This is a genomic window from Sphingomonas sp. BK069 (assembly GCF_014193405.1).
Classification (GTDB): Bacteria; Pseudomonadota; Alphaproteobacteria; order Sphingomonadales; family Sphingomonadaceae; genus Sphingomonas.
Map to the genome: position 1 here is coordinate 866,063 of NZ_JACHZH010000001.1, position 20,058 is coordinate 886,120.

At 68.6% G+C, this 20,058-nt stretch carries 14 protein-coding genes and 1 tRNA gene; 3 read left to right on the forward strand and 12 right to left on the reverse strand.

The window, feature by feature from the left end; all coding sequences use genetic code 11:
* Positions 1-81: 81 nt before the first annotated feature.
* The 5 genes from gspG to FHY02_RS04420 all read right to left on the reverse strand — a co-directional run bounded on the left by gspG (position 82) and on the right by FHY02_RS04420 (position 6,584).
* Entirely contained in the window at positions 82-522 is a 441-nt protein-coding gene (gene gspG / locus FHY02_RS04400; protein WP_183920656.1) for a type II secretion system major pseudopilin GspG, read from the reverse strand.
* An 8-nt stretch (positions 523-530) separates the two neighbouring features.
* Positions 531-1,754: a type II secretion system inner membrane protein GspF gene (gspF, locus tag FHY02_RS04405; RefSeq protein ID WP_183920657.1), complete on the reverse strand. Its 1,224-nt coding sequence runs from the start codon at positions 1,752-1,754 to the stop codon at positions 531-533.
* A 188-nt stretch (positions 1,755-1,942) separates the two neighbouring features.
* Positions 1,943-3,457 (reverse strand): GspE/PulE family protein, encoded by a 1,515-nt coding sequence (locus FHY02_RS04410; RefSeq protein WP_409322339.1) that lies wholly within the window; start codon positions 3,455-3,457, stop codon positions 1,943-1,945.
* Between the two features lie 68 nt (positions 3,458-3,525).
* Positions 3,526-5,733, reverse strand: a complete 2,208-nt coding sequence (gspD, locus tag FHY02_RS04415; RefSeq protein ID WP_183920658.1) for a type II secretion system secretin GspD — start codon at positions 5,731-5,733, stop codon at positions 3,526-3,528.
* Complete coding sequence (locus FHY02_RS04420) at positions 5,733-6,584, reverse strand: type II secretion system protein N (protein WP_183920659.1); 852 nt, start codon at positions 6,582-6,584, stop codon at positions 5,733-5,735. The genes gspD and FHY02_RS04420 overlap by 1 nt, the downstream gene beginning before the upstream one ends.
* 114 nt (positions 6,585-6,698) lie before the next feature.
* On the opposite strand from FHY02_RS04420, the gene FHY02_RS04425 reads away from it, so the two are divergent.
* Positions 6,699-7,325, forward strand: coding sequence for a 2OG-Fe(II) oxygenase (locus tag FHY02_RS04425; protein WP_183920660.1), 627 nt, complete (start codon positions 6,699-6,701; stop codon positions 7,323-7,325).
* Positions 7,326-7,365: 40 nt separating this feature from the next.
* Here FHY02_RS04425 and FHY02_RS04430 read toward each other — a convergent pair whose 3' ends face one another.
* The 5 genes from FHY02_RS04430 to lon form a co-directional block, all read right to left on the reverse strand.
* Positions 7,366-10,224: a TonB-dependent receptor domain-containing protein gene (locus FHY02_RS04430; protein ID WP_183920661.1), complete on the reverse strand. Its 2,859-nt coding sequence runs from the start codon at positions 10,222-10,224 to the stop codon at positions 7,366-7,368.
* 96 nt (positions 10,225-10,320) lie between these two features.
* Complete coding sequence (locus FHY02_RS04435) at positions 10,321-11,943, reverse strand: hypothetical protein (RefSeq protein ID WP_183920662.1); 1,623 nt, start codon at positions 11,941-11,943, stop codon at positions 10,321-10,323.
* Between the two features lie 438 nt (positions 11,944-12,381).
* Positions 12,382-12,456 (reverse strand) — tRNA-Val (locus FHY02_RS04440).
* Between the two features lie 52 nt (positions 12,457-12,508).
* Positions 12,509-12,781, reverse strand: a complete 273-nt coding sequence (locus tag FHY02_RS04445) for an HU family DNA-binding protein (protein WP_183920663.1) — start codon at positions 12,779-12,781, stop codon at positions 12,509-12,511.
* Between the two features lie 160 nt (positions 12,782-12,941).
* Complete coding sequence (gene lon / locus FHY02_RS04450) at positions 12,942-15,338, reverse strand: endopeptidase La (protein ID WP_183920664.1); 2,397 nt, start codon at positions 15,336-15,338, stop codon at positions 12,942-12,944.
* A gap of 76 nt (positions 15,339-15,414) precedes the next feature.
* Here lon and FHY02_RS04455 point away from each other — a divergent pair, with 76 nt between their 5' ends.
* Entirely contained in the window at positions 15,415-17,118 is a 1,704-nt protein-coding gene (locus FHY02_RS04455) for a M1 family metallopeptidase (RefSeq protein WP_311731770.1), read from the forward strand.
* Positions 17,088-17,348 carry a hypothetical protein gene (locus tag FHY02_RS04460; protein WP_183920666.1) on the forward strand — a complete coding sequence of 87 codons (261 nt, stop codon included), beginning with the start codon at positions 17,088-17,090 and terminating at the stop codon, positions 17,346-17,348. The genes FHY02_RS04455 and FHY02_RS04460 overlap by 31 nt, the downstream gene beginning before the upstream one ends.
* Positions 17,349-17,357: 9 nt before the next feature.
* On the opposite strand, the gene FHY02_RS04465 is transcribed toward FHY02_RS04460, so the two are convergent.
* Both FHY02_RS04465 and clpX read right to left on the reverse strand, forming a co-directional pair.
* The gene (locus FHY02_RS04465; RefSeq protein WP_260172604.1) at positions 17,358-18,458 is read right to left on the reverse strand and encodes a calcium:proton antiporter; all 1,101 of its coding nucleotides are present in this window, start codon (positions 18,456-18,458) and stop codon (positions 17,358-17,360) included.
* A 305-nt stretch (positions 18,459-18,763) separates the two neighbouring features.
* Positions 18,764-20,029 (reverse strand): ATP-dependent Clp protease ATP-binding subunit ClpX, encoded by a 1,266-nt coding sequence (clpX, locus tag FHY02_RS04470; protein WP_183920667.1) that lies wholly within the window; start codon positions 20,027-20,029, stop codon positions 18,764-18,766.
* Between the last annotated feature and the right edge of the window lie 29 nt (positions 20,030-20,058).

Below are 20,058 nucleotides of genomic sequence, written 5' to 3' on the forward strand. Positions count from 1 at the left end.
AGGCGTGTGAGGAAGGCGCGGACCTTCCGCGCGCGACGCTCGCGATGCGCGCCATGCGCCGCTACCCGAGCCGGCCCGCGCTTACTGCCAGGAGCCAATATCGGCATCGATCCCCTCGCCGCCGTCCTTGCCGTCGGCACCCAGGGTCCACACGTCGGCGGCGCCGTGCTGGCCCGGCGAGGCATAGAGATAGTCGCGGCCCCACGGATCCTTGGGCAGCTTCTTGACGTAACCGCCGGCCTGGTAGCGCGCCGCGTCGGCGCCCGCGGGCGCGGTCACCAGCGCCTGGAGGCCCTGCGACGTCGTCGGGTAGCTGCCGATCTGCAGGCGGTAGAGCTCCAGTCCCTGCTCGATCGTGGCGATATCGGCCTTGGCTTTCTGAATCCGCGCGGTGTCGCCCGAGGGCAGCACGTTCAGCGCGACGATCGTGGCGAGCAGGCCGATGATCACGATCACCACCATCAGCTCGACGAGGGTGAAGCCGTTCTTCTTCTTGCGGCGTTGGGTCTGTTTGGTGTGCATCAGGAGTCTCACTGGCCGGCCAAGGTGTTGAGCTGGAGGATGGGGAGCAGGATCGACAGCACGATCGTGGCGACGATCGCGCCCATCACAACGATGATCAAAGGTTCGAGCAGCGACAGCGCGGTGGCGGTGAAGCGGTCGAACTCGCGCTCGAGATAGTCGGCGGCGCGCTCGAGCATCTCGTCGAGCCGCCCCGCCGCCTCCCCGCTCGCGGCGAGATAGACGAGCAAGGGCGGGAACACGCCGGTGCGCCGCATTGCGGTGGAGAGGCTGCCACCGCCGCGGATCGACTCGGTGATCTCGTCGGACGCGGCCTTGAGCCGCCGATTGTGGATCGTGCCGGCGGTGAGCGTCAGCCCCTCTAGCAAGGGCAGCCGGCTGGCGACCATGGTCGAGAGCGTGCGCGCGATCCGCGCGGCGTGGAGGTCGCGCAGCAGCCGCCCGATCAGCGGTACGCGCAGCAGCCACGTGTCAAAGGCGAGCCGGATCGGCGGTTGGCGCAGCGCGATGACGGCACCGCCGACCGTCGCGACGACGATCAGCAACAACAGCCACCACCAGCCGACCAGCAGATCCGACAAGGCGATGATCATGCGCGTGAGCAGCGGGAGCTGCTGGCCCACGGTGTCGAACTGCTCGACCACCTGCGGCACCACGAAGGTCATCAGCGCGATCACGACGCTGAACGCCACCGCCGACAGCACGCTGGGATAGGCCATCGCGGTCAGCAGCTTGCCGCGGATCTCCGCCTGCCGTTCCAGCAAGGTGGAGAGCCGCTCCATGATCTCGGGCAGCGTCCCCGAGCTCTCGCCCGCGGCGACCATCGCGCGGTAGAGTGGCGGGAAGCTCTTCGGCTCGCGCGCCATCGCGTCGGCGAGCCGGCGTCCCTCGACGACGCCGGTGTGAACCGTCTGGACGATCGCGCGTACGCTCTCCTGCTCGGTCTGGCGCGTGATGGTGCGGAGCGACTCCTCCAGCGGCGAGACGCGGTTGAGCGTGGCGAGCTGGCGCGTGAAGAGCGTCAGCTGCTTGCCCGACATCTTGGCGCGGCCGAGCTCGAGTCCGAACAGTGGGCGCTGCCGCGTCGCAGGCGCGCTGCCCGGCTCGATCCGCACCACGTAGAGGCGGCGGCGGTCGAGCGTCGCGCGCGCAGCGGCGAGATCGGCCGCGGCGACATGCCCGCGCGTCTCGTTGCCGCGCGTGTCGATCGCGAGATAGTCGAAGTCAGCCATGAAGAGCCGCTTGGTATCGGGACGGGCGCTCGCTGAGCCGCACCGGCTTGCCCCCCCTCCCAACGTCATCCCCGCGCAGGCGGGGATCCATATACGCTGACGTCGCGAAACTATCCCGGATGTCCGCGCGTCTGGATCCCCGCCGTCGCGGGGATGACGGGGAGGATGTGAGGCCGCGGCCCACCCGCTCACGCATCGGTGATGGCCACCTCGGCGGCGTCGGCGTTCTCGCTGCGCGAGACGCGCACCGCCTCCTCCGCGGTGGTCTGGCCGTTCTCCACCAGCCTCCGCGCCGCGATCGCGAGCGTGTCGCTCTGCGCGAAGGCGTGGCGCGCGATCGCGTCCTCATCGCCGCCCTCGTTGATCATGCGGCGCACCACCGCGTCGACGCGCACCGCCTCGAACACGCCGACGCGGCCGCGGAAGCCGGTGCGGTTGCACTGCTCGCAGCCGACCGCCTCGTACACGGTCGCGCCCGGATCGACCCCGAGCAGCGGCGCCACCGTCTCGCTCGCGCGCACCGCGTGGCGGCAGTTGGCGCACAGCCGCCGCACCAGACGCTGGGCGATCACCGCGCGCAGGGTCGAGGCGAGCAGGAACGGCTCGACCTTCATGTCGCGCATGCGGGTGATCGCGCCGACCGCGTCGTTGGTATGGACGGTGGAGAGCACGAGATGCCCCGTCAGCGAGGCCTGTACCGCGATCTCGGCGGTCTCGCGGTCGCGGATCTCGCCGACCATCACCACGTCGGGGTCCTGGCGCAGGATCGCGCGCAGCCCGGCGGCGAAGGTGAGCCCGACCTTGCTGTTCACCTGGGTCTGGCCGACCCCCTCGACCGCATATTCGACCGGGTCCTCGACCGTCAAAATATTGCGGCTGCCGTCGTTGAGCAGGCGCAGCGCGCCGTAGAGCGTCGTCGTCTTGCCGCTGCCGGTCGGGCCGGTGACGAGCACGATGCCGTTGGGCTCGGCGATCACCTCGCGCAGCAAAGCGTACATCGGCGCGGTCATGCCGAGCGCGTCGAGGTCGATCCCCGCATTCTCCTTGTCGAGGATACGCAGCACCACGCGCTCGCCGGCGCGGCTGGGCAGCGTCGAGACGCGGACGTCGAGCAATTTGCCACCGAGCGTCAGCCCCATGCGCCCGTCCTGCGGCACGCGCCGCTCGGCGATGTCGAGCCGCGCCATCACCTTGATGCGGCTCACCACCACCGGTGCGACGTGCGGCGGCATCCGCAACGTCTCGCGCAGCACGCCGTCGATGCGCATCCGCACCACCAGACCGGTCTCGTACGGCTCGATATGGATGTCCGACACGCCGTTGCGCGCGGCGTCGGCGATGATACCGTTGATCAGCCGGATCGCGGGGGCGTCGTCGGCGGTGTCGAGCAGGTCCTCCGCGGTGGGCAGCCCCTCGGCGAGCAGGTCGAGCTCGTCGCCCATGCCGACCGCGGCGGCGGCGGTGGCCTGGCCGTCCATCGCGTAATTGTCGCTGAGCAGCCGGTCGAATGCCGCGACCGGCACCACCGCCACGTCGAAGGCTCGACCGATCACACGACGTACCTCGATCAGCGCGCGCGGGTCCGCGCCCTCGCGCAGCGCCACCTTGGGCGTGCCGACCGTCCCGCCCTGGTCGAGCACCACGCCGAACTTGCGCGCGAAGGAGTAGGGCAGCGCCGCCGGCGGCAGCACCGCGGACGGCACCGTCACCCCATCACCGGGCGGCGGCAGCGGCGCCGCGGCGGCGTCGATCTCGGCTCCGGTGCGCACGATCACTGGCGCCTGTCTCCTCCGGGAATGACGGTGGTCGAGTTGCGATAGACCGGCACCGCGACGCGCGGGTCCTCGATGCTGCCGGGCTGGCCCGCCGGCGGCAGCGGCGGCGCGGCGCCCATGTAATCGCGCACCAGCGTGTCGATCGACGGCTCGGACAACGGCTCCTGCGCGGCCTGCTGGAGGCGGAGATAGCCGTAGCGCTGCTCGGTGACGCGACGGTTGTCGGCCGCGCTGCGGATCACGGTCGGGCGGATGAAGATCATCAGATTGGTCTTCGACCGGCTCTTGGCGCGCGACTTGAAAAGATTGCCGAGCAGCGGAATGTCGCCGAGCAGCGGGATCTTCTCGATCGTGCGGCGTTCCTCGTCGGAGAGCAGCCCGCCGATCACCCCGATCGCGCCGTCGTCGACGGTCAGCACCGTCTCGACCTCGCGCTTGTTGAGGATCAGGTCGGAGTTGTTGTTCGACACCGGCCCCGCGATCGAGCTGACCTCGAGGTGGAGGTTCATCTTGATCGTGCCCGAGGAGTTCACCTGCGGGCGCACGTCCAGCCCGATGCCGACATTCTGCCGCTGCGTGGTGCGAAAGGCGTTGTCGAAATTGTTCGACAGCGCCTCGCCCGTGGTGATCGGGATCTCCTGGCCGACGAGCGTGTGCGCCTCCTGGTTGTCGATCGTCATGATCTGCGGCACCTGGAGCAAGTTCGACGTGTTGTCGCGCTTCACGGCGTTGATGATCGCGCCGAAGACGGTGCTGCCGATCTGCCCGCCGAAGCCGCCGAACCCGCCCGACGAGCCGATGATCGACTGGATCGCCGACTGGGTCAGCGTGTCCGACGGCGTGTTGTTAGTCACCGTGGTGGTGACGCCGTTGGCGATTGTCGTGGTGGTCGAGCTCGCCAGCTCGCGCGCGCCGATCGCGCCGGCGATCTGGAGGATGTTGGGCGCCGAGTTGCTGAAGGTCGACGCCGCGAAGGCGCCGCCGTCGAGGTTGCCGAGGATGAACTGCGCGCCGAGCTGGTTGACCGTCGAATCCGACACCTCGGCGACGATCGCCTCGACCAGTACCTGCTGGCGGCGCTGGTCGAGCTGCTTCACCACGTCGGACAGCTGGCGCTGGATATCGGCGGGCGCGGCGATCACGATCGCGTTGGCGCCGGCATAGCGGGTCACCACCGCGGCGGTGCGATTGCCCTGCCCGGTGATCGCGGCCTGCTGCGGCTGGCTGCCCGACTGCTGCGTCGTCGACTGGGTCGGGCGCGAGCGCGTGGCGGGCTGCGGCGTCGCGCCGACGCCGGTCGAGCCGGTGCTCGAGCTGCTCAGCCCCGAACGGGTGAGCGCCTGCTCCTCGATCGCGTCGGGCGCCTGGCCGACGAGCTGCTGAAGCACCGGCAGCAGCTGGTTGGCGTCGGCATTCTCGAGGAAGACGACGCGGATCTCGGTGGCGTTGCGCGCGCTCTGGTCGAGCTCGCGCGCCAGTGCCGCCAGCCGCGCGACCGTCTGCGGGTCGCCGCGCAGCGCCACAGCGTTGGAGCTCTCGATCGCCACCGCCGAGGCGCCGCCGGAGGGCGACGCGGCACCGCCGCTCCCGCCGATCAGCCCCTGGAGCGCGGTCGCGACCTCGCTGGCGCGCGCGTTCTTGAGCGGGATGATGCGCGTCGCCGACGTGTCCGAGTCGATCCGCCGCACCACCTCGCGCACGCGCCGGACGTTGTCGGCGAAGTCGACCACCACCAGGCTGTTGCCGCCACGGTTCGCGGTCACCGACCCCTGTGCACTGACCAGCGGACGCACGGTGTCGACCGCCTGCGCGGCATCCACCGAGCGCAGCCGGATGATCTCGGTGACGAGCTGGTTGCGCGGCGCCCCGGCGAGGCCGATCCGCCCCGGCTGGCTCGCCGCATTGTCGATCGGCTGGACGCGGAAGGCACCGTTGGCGCTCGGTACCGCGACCAGGCCGTTGGCACGCAGCGTCGAGAGGAACACCTCGAGATATTCGGAGCGCGACAGCGGCCGGTCGGTGACCACGGTCACCTTCCCTTGCACGCGATTGTCGATGATGAACGTCCGTCCCGTCACCTTGGCGGCGTCGGCGATGAAGGCGCGAATGTCGGCGTCGCGCACGTTGAGGGTGGTCTGCGCGAGCACGGGCTGCGCCGCGGCGGCGAGCGCGAGAGGAGCGAGGAGGACGTTGGAACGCTTCATCATTTTACCGGAATGGAGAGGGCGACGGTCTGGCCGTTGCGCTGGACGGTGACCGGGACCGCGCCGCCGGGGGCGCGCTCGCGCGTGAACTGGTCGAGGTCGGCCGGGCCGGACACCGGGCGACCCGCGACCTGGGTGACGACGTCGCCATCGCGCAGCCCCGACGCGCGAAAGGCGTTGCCGCCCTGCCCGCGTACCGTCAGCCCGACGACGCGCCCACCCTCGATCTGCGGGATGGCGGTGATGTCGGTGCGCAGCCGGTCCGGCGACATCGCGCCGCCGCCGGCGTCGGAGTCGCGCGGCACGCGCGGATCCGGGCCCGGCATGGTAGCGGGGGCGACACCGCTTGGCGGCACGTCGGCGCTCGGCTTGGTCGACTGGTCGAGGAACAGGTCCTCGCGCGCGCCGCCGCGCTCGAGCGTGACATGGTCGAAGGCCACGCCGCGCAGCACCACGCCGGGCACGACCTCCTCGCCGACGCTGACGCTGCGTTGCAACCCGTCCGGCCCCGCCAGGATCGCTGCGCCGCGCGCCTGCGCGTCATCCATCCGCGTGCCGAACAAGGTGAGCTGAAGCGAGGTGACCACCGCGGGCCCCTGCGCCGCCTGCGCGCCGCTCACCCGGTAGAAGGGGTCGATGCTGCCGAGCACACCGGCGGGGTCGACCGGGATCGTCGGGCCGGCCGGCACCCAGGCGCCGAGCGGCGACACCGGAGTCACGATCACCCACATCAGCCGCGCGCATTGCACCGCGAGCCCGGCGAGCAGCAGCAGCTCGACCGCCGAGTAAGCGTTCACCACCGGCAACCGCCGCAGGATCGCCCGTGCCCGGGCGTCGAACTTCAAACGCATGCGCTCGGCTGAACTCCCTGCGCCACCACGATAACCCTGTTACATCGGCGTCGGCGGCTTGTGTAATATTTCTGTGGCTGGTTCGACTTGCTTCAGGTGGAATATAGCAGGCCCATGGCGTACGACCCCATCATCGCGCGACTGAGTGCGCAGCCGCTGATCCAGCGCGTCCCCTCGCCCAAGCTGACCTTGTTCATCCGGCGTGATTTTCTCAGCACCGACGAATGTGCCGCGCTGATCGAGCTGATCGACGCGGATCGGCGACCCTCGACCATCGCCGACCCGAACGGCGACACCGCCTTCCGCACCAGCGAGACGTGTGACCTGCGCGACGACGATCCGCTCGTCGCCGCGATCAACCGGCGCCTCGCCGATTTCGCCGGGCTCGACCTGCGGCATGGCGAGCCGCTTCAAGGACAGCGCTACGCGGTCGGCCAGGAGTTCAAGGCGCACACCGATTATTTCGAGCCGACCGGTGCCGACTTCGCGCGCTATTGCAACGTGGCGGGCAACCGGACCTGGACGATGATGGTCTATCTGAACGCGCCCGAGGCGGGAGGCGCGACGCGGTTCAAGGCGATCGATAAGACCATCCAGCCCGAGTCCGGCAAGCTGGTATGCTGGAACAATCGTCGCCCGGACGACACGCCCAACCCCGCCACGCTCCATCACGGCATGAAGGTGCGCGCCGGGGTGAAGTACGTCATCACCAAATGGTTTCGCGAGCGACCCTGGATCTGACGGGCGGCCGGCGCTTGATATCGCCGGCCGCCGAAACGGATCAGAAGCTCACGCTGGCGCCGAGCGTGAACAACCGACCCAGCCGGTAGCGGTTGATGTCGACCCGGTTGCCGCCGTCGAAGGTCTGGAACTCCTGGTAGCGCGTGCCCGTGAGGTTGCGCGCCTCCGCCTTGATCTCGACCTTCTGCCCAACCAGCTGAACCTGCTGACGCATCACGAAGTCGAGCCGGATGCCGGGCTTCTCGATGATGTCGGGCTGGAAGCCCGAGCCGTCGAGCAAGGACGGGCCCCGATTGGTGACGCGCTCGCTGGCATAATTGAACAGCAGCGTCGCCTGCGTGCCGTTCTCGGTGTCCTCGTAGCCCAGCTGCAGGTTGACGAGATGATCCGATTGGCCGGTGAGCGGCGCACCGCCGCGGAACAGCGAGCGCGCCGGCGCGAAATTGGCCTGGCAGCCGCCCAGCGTCGTTCCCTCGAGCACGCCCGGCACGCAGCTGCCATCGGCGGTGATCGCCGAGTGCGTCCAGGTATAATTGGCGATCAGCACCGCGCGCTTGCCCGCCATGCCCGCCGACAGGAAGTCGAGCGGGACGTACTTCTGCGCCTCGACCTCGGCGCCGTACAGCTTGGCGGTGGGCAGGTTGGTGAAGCCGGTCTGAAGCCGCGCGTCGGGGGTCGGGAAGAAGCCGACCTGCTCGATCGGATTGTCGATCCGCTTGTAGAAGCCCGCCAGCGTGACACGCTGGTCGCGTGCGAAGAACCACTCGTAGCGTGCCTCGAGGTTGTACAGCTCCGAGTCCTTCAGCCGCGGGTTGCCGAAGAACAGGCGGTCGGACTCGAAGTCGCGGAAGGCCTGCGGTGCCAGTTCGCGGAATTGCGGCCGCGCGATCGTCTTCGAGGCGGCGAGGCGCAGCTGCTGGTTGCTGGCAAAGTTCCAGGTGATCGTCGCCGCCGGCAGGAAGTAATCGTTTTTGAGTCTCGTCGAAGTGGCGTTGATCGGTGTGACTCGCTGGGTCGCTGTCTCGTAGCGAAGGCCGATGATCGCGCGCAGGCCGTCGAGCGCCTCCGCCTCGACCTGGGCGTAACCGGCGTGGACGCGCAGCAGCGCGTCATATTCGTACGAGCCGTTCTGCCCCGCGTCGAAGCGCAGCTGCACCGCGGTGTCTGCCGGGTTGCCCGAGATCGGGGTCGGGCAACCGTTCACTACGTCGGGCGAGAGCAGGTAGTCCGGCCGGAGCAGGTTGCACGGGAACGGGATCGCGCCGCCGGTGGCGGTCTGGTAGACGAACGGCAGACGCGTCGAGGTGCGGTCGTTCTCGGAGAAATAATAGCCCGCCGACACCGTCATCGGGCGCTCGCCCGGGATCTTATAGGCTACGTCCGCCTGCCCCGAGTAGAGATCCTCGTTGAGCTCGCTGAACACCACCGTGGCGAAACGGTCGAACGCGTTGGTCGCCTGCCACGCGCCCGGGCAGTTGAGCCCGCGGTCGCTGACCGGCACGTCGCCGGTCTGGTCGGTCAGACTGGTGTTGCAGAGATAGATGAATTGACGCTCATAGGGTGAGTTGCGCTGCGTGTTGGCATAGGCGCCGCGCACGTCGATCGACAGATCGGTGATCGGCTTGAACTCACCCACCAGCTGGGTCTCGATCAGCTTGCGCTCGAACCAGTTGGTGTTCTGCTGGAAGAGCGGGTTACCGCTCGAGTTGTTGTACACGGCCGCGCCCGAGGCGCGGCCCTGCTTCAGCGTGTCGTGAATATAGACGTTGGTCCAGCGCACCTTGTTCTCGCCGAACTCGGCGCCAAAGCCGAGCAGCCCGTTCACCACCGCGCGATTGTCGGTGATCACGGTCTGGAAGTCGTTGCGCAGCGTGCCGTCGACGCTGACCGTGTCTTGCTGCGTCGCGTCCCGCGTGCGCCAGGTGTTCGACACGCCCAGGCTGCCGATCAGTCCGACGCGGGTTCCGCCGATGTCGCCGGTGACGCCAAGGTCCATGCTGCCCGAGTAATTGGCGGGCGTGTCGGTGGTGCGCTGGAGCAGGGTAGTGCGCGCGTTGGAGAGCTGGAGCACTTGCGCGCTCGGGATCACGCCGTTGCCGGTCGGCGCCTGCTTGATGAAGTCGGGGACGTTGCGCTCGCCGCCGTCATAGCCGAGCCAGTCGGTCCTGGAGCCGAAATAGGTGTAGCCCAGCTTGGCGGTGGTCTCGGTGTCGATCCCGCCCGAGGCGCCGACGGTGAAGAAATTCTCGTCGGGGATCGCCTTGGTCGTCAGGTTGATGACGCCGCCGCCGAATTCGCCGGGATAATTGGCGGAATAGGTCTTCTGCACCAGCGCCGAGCCGACCACCGTGGTCGGGAAGATATCGAGCGGCACGGTGCGGCGCAGCGGCTCGGGGCTCGGCAGCGGCGAGCCGTTGAGCAGCGCCGAGGAGTAGCGGTCGCCCAGCCCGCGCACGAAGACATAGCCGTTGCCGACCACCGACAGGCCGGTGACGCGGGTCAGCGCGCCGGCGATGTCGCCCTCACCCGTGCGCGCGATGTCGGCGCTGGAGAGGACGCTGACGACCTGCGCGGTGGCGCGGATGGTGTTGGGAATATTGCGCCCGACCACGACGATGTCGCCGCCCCCGCTGGCGTCGAGCCCCGGCGCGGAGACCTCGGCCTGGGGCTCGTCGGCCGCGGTGTCGGCGCCCTGCTCCGTACCGGGCGTCGCGGTGGCGGTGGCTCGGTCCTGCGGCGTCGGCGCGCCGGCGGGATTGGTGGTGGTGCTCGTCGGCGGTGGGCCGGCGGGCGCCGAGGTGGTGGGCGTGCCGGTCTGCGGCGCGACCTGCGCCAGCGCCGCGGGGGCGACCAACGTGGTCGTCAGGAGAAGGAGCGAGGCATAGGTGCGCTGGCGCATGGCGGAAGGATCCAGTCTGTTTCTATGAGCGGACCCGGGGCGGCGCCGGAAGGCGCTCCCCGGGCTCCGCCGAGCATCTCGAGGGCCGGTGGCGCCTCAGCGGCCCTGGCACTGGAAGTAGATCGAGTTGAAGGTCGGCGGCCCGACATCCTGCAGCGCGCTGTCCGCGGCGCGGATCGTGGTGCGACCCGCCCCCGAGCCCTCGCCGGCGATGATGTTGACGCACGCCGCACCCGCCGCCGACTTCACCACCCCGTTGACGAAGGCGAAGTCCGCACCGCCGCGCAGGCGGATCGCCGCGGGTGCCGAGTTGGTCTGGATGAAGGTGAAGTTGGCGTAGCGGCCGTAGGTGCGCGGCAGCAGGTCCTCGGCGTTGTTCGAGTCGATCTCGGTGGCGAAGGAGTCCGCGGTGGAGCCCGACGCCTTCTGCGCGGCGATGATGAACTGCATGAAGCCGCGCCAGCCGTTGTCGACGTCGAACCCGTCGTCATCGGCGCCGGTCACGACGAAATACTTCAGATTGGTGGCGCCGCCGAAGATCTCGACGCCGTCGTCCGAGGAATTGTGGCTCTGGACGTGGTCGATCGTCGTGCCCGAGCCGGTGCCGCCGAGCGTCAGGCCCTGGAGCTCGTTGCCCTCGCTGATCGCGATCCCGGTATAGCGGATCTGGACGTACTGGAGCGTGCCCGAGCTGTCCGCCTGGTTGGTGCCGCCGTAGAAGCGGCCGGTGACGCCCTCGATCGCCTGCTGGCAGGTCGGCGAGCTGCCGCTGGCGTCGTTCGGGCCGGTGCCCGCCGCGCACACCGCGGTGGGCGCACGGCCGAGCAGGACAACGCCGCCCCACAGCCCCTGGGTCGCGTCCGACACGCCGTTGCTGGCAAGGTTCTGCTGCGCCGTGAAGATGATGGGCGCGTCGGCAGTCCCCACCGCGTTGAGCTTGCTGCCACGGTTGACGAGCAGCAGATCGTTCGACGCCTCCGACGAGTCGGCGGCGAGCACGACGCCCGGCGCGATCGTCAGCGTCACGCCGGTGGCGGCGTTGATATCACCCACCTCGGTCTGGCCGCGGAAGCGGTAAACGAGGCCCGGGATCTTCGCGAGTGTGAGGTCAGCGGTGATGACCTGCGGTAGGCGGCAGTAGCGGAATGTCGGCGCGCTGCTCGAATTCACGCCGTCATCGGTGAGGCCGGTCGGGCAGGACGCCGCTGCCGTGCCGCTGCCGATCGACGGCACCGCGGTGCAGCTTGCACTGTTGAGGAAGCTCGCCGCGGTCGAGCTGCAGGTCCAGCCCGAGAACGCCGCGTCGTTGGGGCCGCTCAGCGCGCCGACATAGCTGGTGTTCTGGATGAAGCTGGTGTTGCCGAGCGCCGTCTGCGGGTTGCTCGCGGTCGCCAGCGAGGTGCCGCTGACCGGGTATACGCCGTTGAGCGTGTTGCCGAAGCCCTGCAGATTGTTGTTCTGGCCGGCGTTGAGGATCGCCACCTGCTCGTCGGCGGTGATGCTGATGCTGTTCACAGTCGTTGCCAGCGCGATCTGCGCGTTGGTGAGCGCGGTCGGAGTGGCGGTGCCGGTCGGAGTCGGAGTCGGCGCGGGCTGAACGATCGTGATCGGCAGGCTGCCGGCGCCCGGCGAGGCGACGTCGTCCGCGCCGCACGAGGCGAGGAACAACGTGGCGGAGGTCGCCAGCAGGAACTTGCTGCGACGGCTGAAGCTGACCATGACTCACTCCCTGTTAGGACGAGCCCCGCGCTGGGGCCCGGTGCGGCGAGTCGAACTGTGTGCGCCCGCTCGCTCCCTGAGCAGCGCCGCTAGGCGCGCAGGATGACAGCTGAATGAGTCTTCGGAGACGGTTCGGCGTCGTTTCCGTTACGCTTACGTGACAGAGACAATTTTGCCCCAAGGTGGGACTAGGCCGTTGCCAGCAGCCCGGGCCGGCCTACGCGAGCGTCCAGCCTCTGGATTGTCTTGCCTGTGACACACAGATGAGCCGTGCTCCCGCGCACGCAGGAACCTAGAGCCACCAGTGACGTGCACGTGATGCCGGTTTCCTGCTCATGCAGGCGCACTCTGGCCGAGTATATCGCTCACGGACACAGGCGCCACATACGAGAAGCCCCGCCTGTCACTGGGACGAGCGGGGCGTTCGGGCCGGTCGGATGGTGGGCGCGACAGGGATTGAACCTGTGACCCCACCCGTGTGAAGGGTGTGCTCTACCGCTGAGCTACGCGCCCATCCGCGTCGGGAGCGGCGCACCTACGAGAGCGCGCCGGCCCTGTCCAGCACTTAATTGAGTGAGTCCTTCAGCACCTTGCCGGCCTTGAACTTGGGCTGGCTCGACGCCTTGATCGTCATCGGCTCGCCGGTGCGCGGGTTGCGCCCCGTCGACGCCTTGCGGCGGCTGACCGCGAAGGTGCCGAAGCCGACCAGGCGCACCTCATCCCCCTTCTTCAGGCTCGTCGAGATCGCGTCGAACACTGCCTCGACCGCGCGGCTCGCCTCACTCTTGCCGAGCCCGGCCGCCGTCGCGACCTGCGCGATCAGTTCCTGTTTGTTCATGCGAAGAGACCCCGTTCCTTACCGTTACGCATTCGTGATGGATTCGCGGAGCGTGGCCCGCATCCCTCCAGTAAGGCGCGCGCCCGGCGTCGAGTCAAACGAAACCGCCGCGCCCCGGGACAGGATGCGGCGGGAGTAAGTTACGCGGCGTTAACGTAAATTAGTGATGCAGCTCGCCGCCAACGGGCGTGATCGGCGCGGGCGGAAGCGCCGCCAGTTCGTCCGCCTCGGTCCAGTCGATCGCCTCGAGTGGCTGGGTTAGCGCGAGCTTGAGCACCTCGTCGACGTGGCTGACCGGCACGATCCGCAACCCCTCGCGGATGTTCGCCGGTATTTCCGTGAGGTCCTTCTCATTCTCCTTCGGGATCAGCACCGTCTCGATCCCGCCGCGGAGCGCCGCGAGCAGCTTCTCCTTGAGCCCGCCGATCGGCAGCACGCGGCCGCGCAGCGTCACCTCACCCGTCATCGCCACCTCCTTGCGCACGGGGATGCCCGTGAGCGTCGAGACGATCGAGGTGACCAGCCCGATACCCGCCGACGGCCCGTCCTTGGGCACCGCGCCCTCGGGCAGGTGGATGTGGATGTCCTTGCGGTGGAACAGGCTGGGCTTGATCCCGAAGGACGGCGAGCGCGCCTGGACAAAGCTGTACGCCGCCTGGACCGACTCCTTCATCACGTCGCCGAGCTTGCCCGTCACCTTGGCCTGGCCCTTGCCCGGCACCGTGACGCTCTCGATCGTCAGCAGCTCGCCGCCGACCTCGGTCCAGGCGAGGCCGGTGACCGCGCCGATCTGGTCCTCGGTCTCGGACAGGCCGTGGCGGAACTTCTGCACCCCCGCGAAGTCGGCGAGATTGTCGGGCGTGATCGTCACGCTCGTAACCTTGCCCTCGAGGATCTGGCGCAGCGCCTTGCGGCACAGCTTGGCAACCTCGCGCTCAAGCGTGCGAACGCCCGCCTCGCGCGTGTAGCGCTGGATCAGCGCACGCAGCCCCTCGTCGGTGAGCGTGAACTCGCCCGGCTTGAGCCCGTGCGCCTGCACCTGCTTGGCGATGAGGTGGCGCTCGGCGATCTCGACCTTCTCGTCCTCGGTGTAGCCTTCCAGCCGGATGATCTCCATGCGGTCGAGCAGCGGCTGCGGCAGGTTGAGCGAGTTGGCGGTACAGACGAACATCACGTCGCTGAGATCGATGTCGATCTCAAGGTAATGATCGTTGAAGCGCGCGTTCTGCTCCGGGTCGAGCACCTCGAGCAGCGCCGAGGCCGGGTCGCCGCGGAAATCCTGCCCGAGCTTGTCGATCTCGTCGAGCAGGAACAGGGGGTTGCTGGTCCCCGCCTTCTTGAGGTTGGTGACCACCTTGCCCGGCAGCGAGCCGATATAGGTGCGGCGGTGGCCGCGGATCTCGGCCTCGTCGCGCACGCCGCCGAGCGACTGGCGGATGAACTCGCGCCCGGTCGCCTTGGCGATCGACTTGCCCAGCGAGGTCTTGCCGACGCCGGGCGGCCCGACGAGGCACAGGATCGGCCCCTTCAGCTTGTTGGTGCGCGCCTGCACCGCGAGATATTCGACGATCCGGTCCTTGACCTTCTCCAGCGCGTAGTGATCCTCGTCCAGCACCGCCTGCGCGGCGGCGATGTCCTTCTTGATCTTGCTCTTCTTGCCCCAGGGCAGGCCGAGCAGCACGTCGAGGTAGTTGCGCACCACGGTCGCCTCGGCGCTCATCGGCGCCATCGTCTTGAGCTTCTTAAGCTCGGCGGTCGCCTTGCTCCGCGCCTCCTTGGAGAGCCGCAGCGTCGCGATCTTCTGGGTGAGCTCGGCGATCTCGTCGCCCTCGCCCTCCTCGCCCTCGTTGCCCAGCTCACGCTGGATCGCCTTGAGCTGCTCGTTGAGATAATATTCGCGCTGCGTCTTCTCCATCTGGCGCTTGACGCGGCTCTTGATCTTCTTCTCGACCTGGAGGACGCCGAGCTCGCCCTCCATCAGCGCATAGGCCATCTCGAGCCGCTTGAGCGGATCGGACTCCATCAGCAGCGACTGCTTCTCCGCGACCTTCACCTGAATGTTGCCGGCGACCGTATCGGAGAGCTGTCCCGCGCCGCTGATCTCGGCCAACTGCGCCGCCAGCTCGGCGGGAAGCTTGCGGTTGAGCTTGGCGTAATTCTCGAATTGGTCGACCACCGAGCGCATCAGCGCGGCCAGCTCCGGCCCTTCCACCTCGGCGTCGGCGACCGGCGCGACGGTGGCGGTGAGATAGGCCCCGCTCTCCTCCAGCGTCTCCAGCGTGGCGCGCGCCTTGCCCTCGACCAGCACGCGCACGGTGCCGTCAGGCAGCTTGAGCAGCTGGAGCACCGTCGCGGTGACGCCCATCGTGTAGAGGTCGTCGCGCGACGGGTCGTCCTCCGCCGGGTCGAGCTGCGCGACCAGGTAGATCTCCTTGTCCGCGGCCATCGCCGCCTCGAGCGCGGCGACCGACTTGTCGCGTCCGACGAACAGCGGCACGATCATGTGCGGGAAGACGACGATGTCGCGAAGCGGCAGTACGGGGAAAGTGGACGTCATGGATACTCCGGCGCCGCCCGATGAGGACGGCCAACGCGCTTTATATGGTGTGTGGGGGCGCCGCATCAATCTGGCAGTGTCTGCGACCGCCCTGGCGCTGGCCGTGAGCGGCGCCACCGCGGCGCAGCGGCCACACTTGCCCGGCAAGGGCGAGCCTGCGATCACCGCGCAGACGCAGCGCTCGGGCGGAGTCCGCCCGCCCGAGCAGGCTGCGCTCCGGCTCGTCTCGGCCGAACTCTGGTTCGAGCTCGACCCCGCACGGCGGACGCTGACGGCGCGCGCCCGCCTCGGTGTGCGCGCGGCGGCCACGGTGCCGCGACTGCTGCTCGACCTCGACTCCAATTACTCGGTGCGCTCGGTCACGGTCGACGGCCGCGCACTCCCGGCCACGTCGGTGCGGCGCCCGGACGGCCAGCTCTCGCTCGCGGTGCCGCTGGCGAAGGACGCGACCGCCGCGGTCGACATCGCCTATGACGGGACGCCGCACGTCGCGGTCAACGCGCCGTGGGACGACGGCATTGTCTGGTCGACCACGCCAGATGGCCATCCCTGGATCGCGACCACGACCGAGGGCTATGGCTGCGACCTGCTCTGGCCCTGCCTCGACTTCCCCGAGGGCGAGCCGGGCGAGGCATTGCTTCACATTACCGCGCCTCCGGGACTGAAAGCGCCGTCGAACGGCCGCCTGCTCGGCGTCGACACGCTGCCCGACGGGCGCAGCCTGTGGCACTGGCGCGCGCGCCAGCCCAACACCTATGCCATCGCGATCAACCTCGGCCCTTATGAAGTGATCGAGGGTCGCTATCGCAGCCGCTACGGCAACCAAATCCCGCTCGCTTACTGGTATCTGCCGGGCGAGGAGGCGCAGGCGCGCGCACTCTTCGCCGAGTTCGCGCCGACGCTCGACTTCTTCGAGACGGTGATCGGCCCCTATCCCTTCGGCGACGAGAAGCTCGGCGTGGTCGAGACGCCGCACAAGGGCATGGAGCACCAGACGATCAACGCTTATGGCAACGGCTATGCCAAGGCGCCCGAGGGGTTCGACTGGCTCTTCCACCACGAATTCTCGCACGAGTGGTTCGGCAACCAGCTGACCGCCGCCAACTGGGACGATTACTGGCTGCACGAGGGTTTCGGCAGCTACATGCAGCCGCTCTACGGCCGCTGGCGCGAGGGCGAGGCGCGCTACGCCGTGATGCTCGAGGCACAGCGCAACCAGATTGCGAACCGCGCCCCGATCGTGCGCGACCGCGTGCTCACCGAAGAGGAGGTGTATGAGCCCGCCAAGGGCGGCGCGGGAACCGACATCTACTACAAAGGTTCTTGGACGCTCCACACGTTGCGCTGGCTGATCGGCGACGCCGCTTTCTACGGGTCGGTGCGGCGGCTGGTCTACGGCCGCCCCGACCCGAGCCCCGGCAATTTTCGCCCCCGCTACGGCTCAACGCGCGACTTCGAGGCGATCGTCGCGCGCGTGACCGGCAAGGATTATCGCTGGTTCTTCGACACCTATCTGCGCGACCGTGCGTTACCGGAGCTGCTGGCGACGCAAGACGGCGACCTGCTTCACCTCGCCTGGAAGACCGAGCGACCACGCGTCTTCGCGATGCCGGTCGAGGTCCAGGTCGGAGAGGAAGTGCGGCGCGTCGCGGTGCCGGGTGAGGTGCGCGTCCCGGCCGGAGCGCACGTCACGATCGACCCGGCGGCGCGCGTGCTGCGCCGCTCGGTCGCGGTGGAGGAGTATCAGGCATGGCGCGCGCGACCGACGACCTCGAGATGAGCCAGTTACTGGCACGACGCGGCGCCGAGATGGCGGCGGTCTTCATGATCGGCGACGGCATTCTCGGGCTGCTCCACCCGCGCCGCCACGTCGCGCTCTGGCAGGAGCGCGCGCTGGGGGCGGAGGCGCTGGTCGCACCCTTCGTCGACCGGCCGGGGCGACGGCGCGCCTATGCCGTGCTGCAGATCGCGGCCGGCATCGCGCTGGCGGCACGACAGCGTTCGCGGTGAGCTGCCAGCTCATGGTACCACCGTGGTGAACAGATAGACCGCGAAGATCACCAAATGCACCGCGCCCTGCAACACGGTGGTTCTGCCGTTGCCGAGCGAGATCGTCGCGACGAACAGCGAGAGCGCGAGCAGCACCAGGCTCTTCGCGCCGATCCCGAGCGCGAGCGGCAGGTCGAGCACGAGGCTGACGATTGCCACCGCCGGAATCGTCAGCCCGATCGTCGCCAGTGCCGAGCCGAGCGCGAGATTGAGGCTGGTCTGGATGCGATTGCGCCGCGCGGCGCGGACGGCGGCGAGGCTCTCCGGCGCGAGCACCAGCGCCGCGATCACCACGCCGACGACGGCGAGCGGCAGTCCGGCGTCGAGCACCGCGCGCTCGATCGTTGCCGACAGCGCCTTGGCGAGCAGCACCACCGCGACCAGCGCGACGAGGAGCAGCGCGAAGGCGGTTGAGGTGGTGCGCACGTCGGGTACGGCGCCATGATCCTCCTCGCCCTCGGCGCTCAGGAAATAGTCACGGTGGCGCAGCGTCTGCACCATCACGAACACGCCGTAGAGGAACAGGCTGACCACCGCGACCAGGATGAGCTGCGACGTCGAATAGCTCGGCCCGGCGGTGGTCGAGGTGTAGTTCGGGAGGACCAGTGTCAGGATCGCCAGCGCGGCCAGCGTGCACAGCGCCGCGCTCGCGCCGCGCAGCGAGAAGCGCTGCTCGCCGTGGATCACGCCGCCCACCATCAGGCACAGGCCGATGATGCCGTTGAGGATGATCATGATCGCCGCGAACACGGTGTCGCGCGCCAGTGCCGAGGCGTCCCCCGCGTCGGACAGCATCAGCGAGACGATCAGCGACACCTCGATCACGGTCACTGCGATCGCGAGCACCAGCGTGCCGAACGGCTCGCCGACGCGATGCGCCACCACCTCGGCATGATGAACCGCCGCGAGCACCGCGCCGAACAGGATCACCGCCGCCGCGATCGTGCCCGCGTTGCCGACCTTGGCGAGACTGGCGAGCACCGCGAGGAGGCCGGCGAGCGGGAAGCAGACCGCCCACCAGGGCATCAGCGCGGGGGGCGGCGGCAGCGGGGCGTCGGTCGTCGTCTGCATGCTGAGGCAATGCGCGAGCCGGCCGGTGCGATCCGCCGGACATGATAAGCAAAGAAGAAGGGCGCCGCGGCCGTGCCGCGACGCCCTGCACGGGGCTCATACAAAGACTGGATGGACGCGCTGCGATGTGACCGCGTCCCTCCCCGTGCCGCCATCCTGAGCTTGTCTCAGGATCCACCTTTCGCGCTACGCCATCCTATCCGAACAAACGGCACGTTGGATCCCCGACCAGGTCCGGGATGTCGGCAGGTTCCGGAGGAACCCGCCGCTCTCCACCCCGGCCCAGCATCGTGGCGGAGGAACGATCAGGCGACCTCGCCGGCCTTCTTCTTCTCGGCGTAGACGCGGACCGGCTCCTTGCGTCCCTCGACCACGTCGCGGTCGATCATCACCTCGTCCACCGAGTCCATCCCGGGCAGATCGAACATCGTGTCGAGCAGGATTGCCTCGAGGATCGAGCGAAGCCCGCGCGCGCCGGTCTTGCGCTCGATCGCCTTCTTGGCGACGGTGGTGAGCGCGTCGTCGGTGAAGCCGAGCTTGACCTCCTCCATCTCGAACAGCTTCTGATACTGCTTCACCAGCGCGTTCTTCGGCTCGGCCAGGATCTTGACCAGCGCGGGCACATCGAGATCCTCGAGCGTCGCGATCACCGGCAGGCGGCCGACGAACTCGGGGATGAGGCCGAACTTGAGCAGATCCTCCGGCTCGGTCTGGCGCAGCACCTCGCCGGTGCGCTTCTCTTCCGGAGACGCGACATAGGCGCCGAAGCCGATCGATTTGCCCTGTAGACGGTCGCCGATGATCTTCTCGAGACCCGAGAAGGCGCCGCCGCAGATGAACAAAATGTTGGTCGTGTCGACCTGGAGGAACTCCTGCTGCGGGTGCTTGCGACCGCCTTGCGGCGGCACGCTCGCGGTGGTGCCCTCCATCAGCTTCAGCAGCGCCTGCTGCACGCCCTCGCCCGACACGTCGCGCGTGATCGACGGGTTCTCCGCCTTGCGGCTGATCTTGTCGATCTCGTCGATGTAGACGATGCCGCGCTGCGCGCGCTCGACGTTATAGTCGGAGGCCTGAAGCAGCTTGAGGATGATATTCTCCACATCCTCGCCGACATAGCCCGCCTCGGTGAGCGTCGTCGCGTCCGCCATGGTGAACGGCACGTCGAGGATGCGCGCGAGCGTCTGCGCCAGCAGCGTCTTGCCGCAGCCGGTCGGGCCGACCAGCAGGATGTTGCTCTTGGCGAGCTCGACGTCCGCGCCCTTGGCGCCGTGATTCAGCCGCTTGTAGTGATTGTGCACCGCCACCGAGAGCACGCGCTTGGCCTGCTTCTGCCCGATGACGTAATCGTCGAGCACGTCGCAGATCTCCTGCGGGGTCGGCACGCCGCCGTCCTTCTTCGCGACCAGCGCCGACTTCGTCTCCTCGCGGATGATGTCGTTGCACAGCTCGACACACTCGTCGCAGATGAACACGGTGGGGCCGGCGATCAGCTTGCGCACCTCGTGCTGCGACTTGCCGCAGAACGAGCAATAGAGCGTGCTCTTGCTATCGCCGCCACTGAGTTTCGTCATTCAGATCATCCTTCGTCGCAGGCATGGCG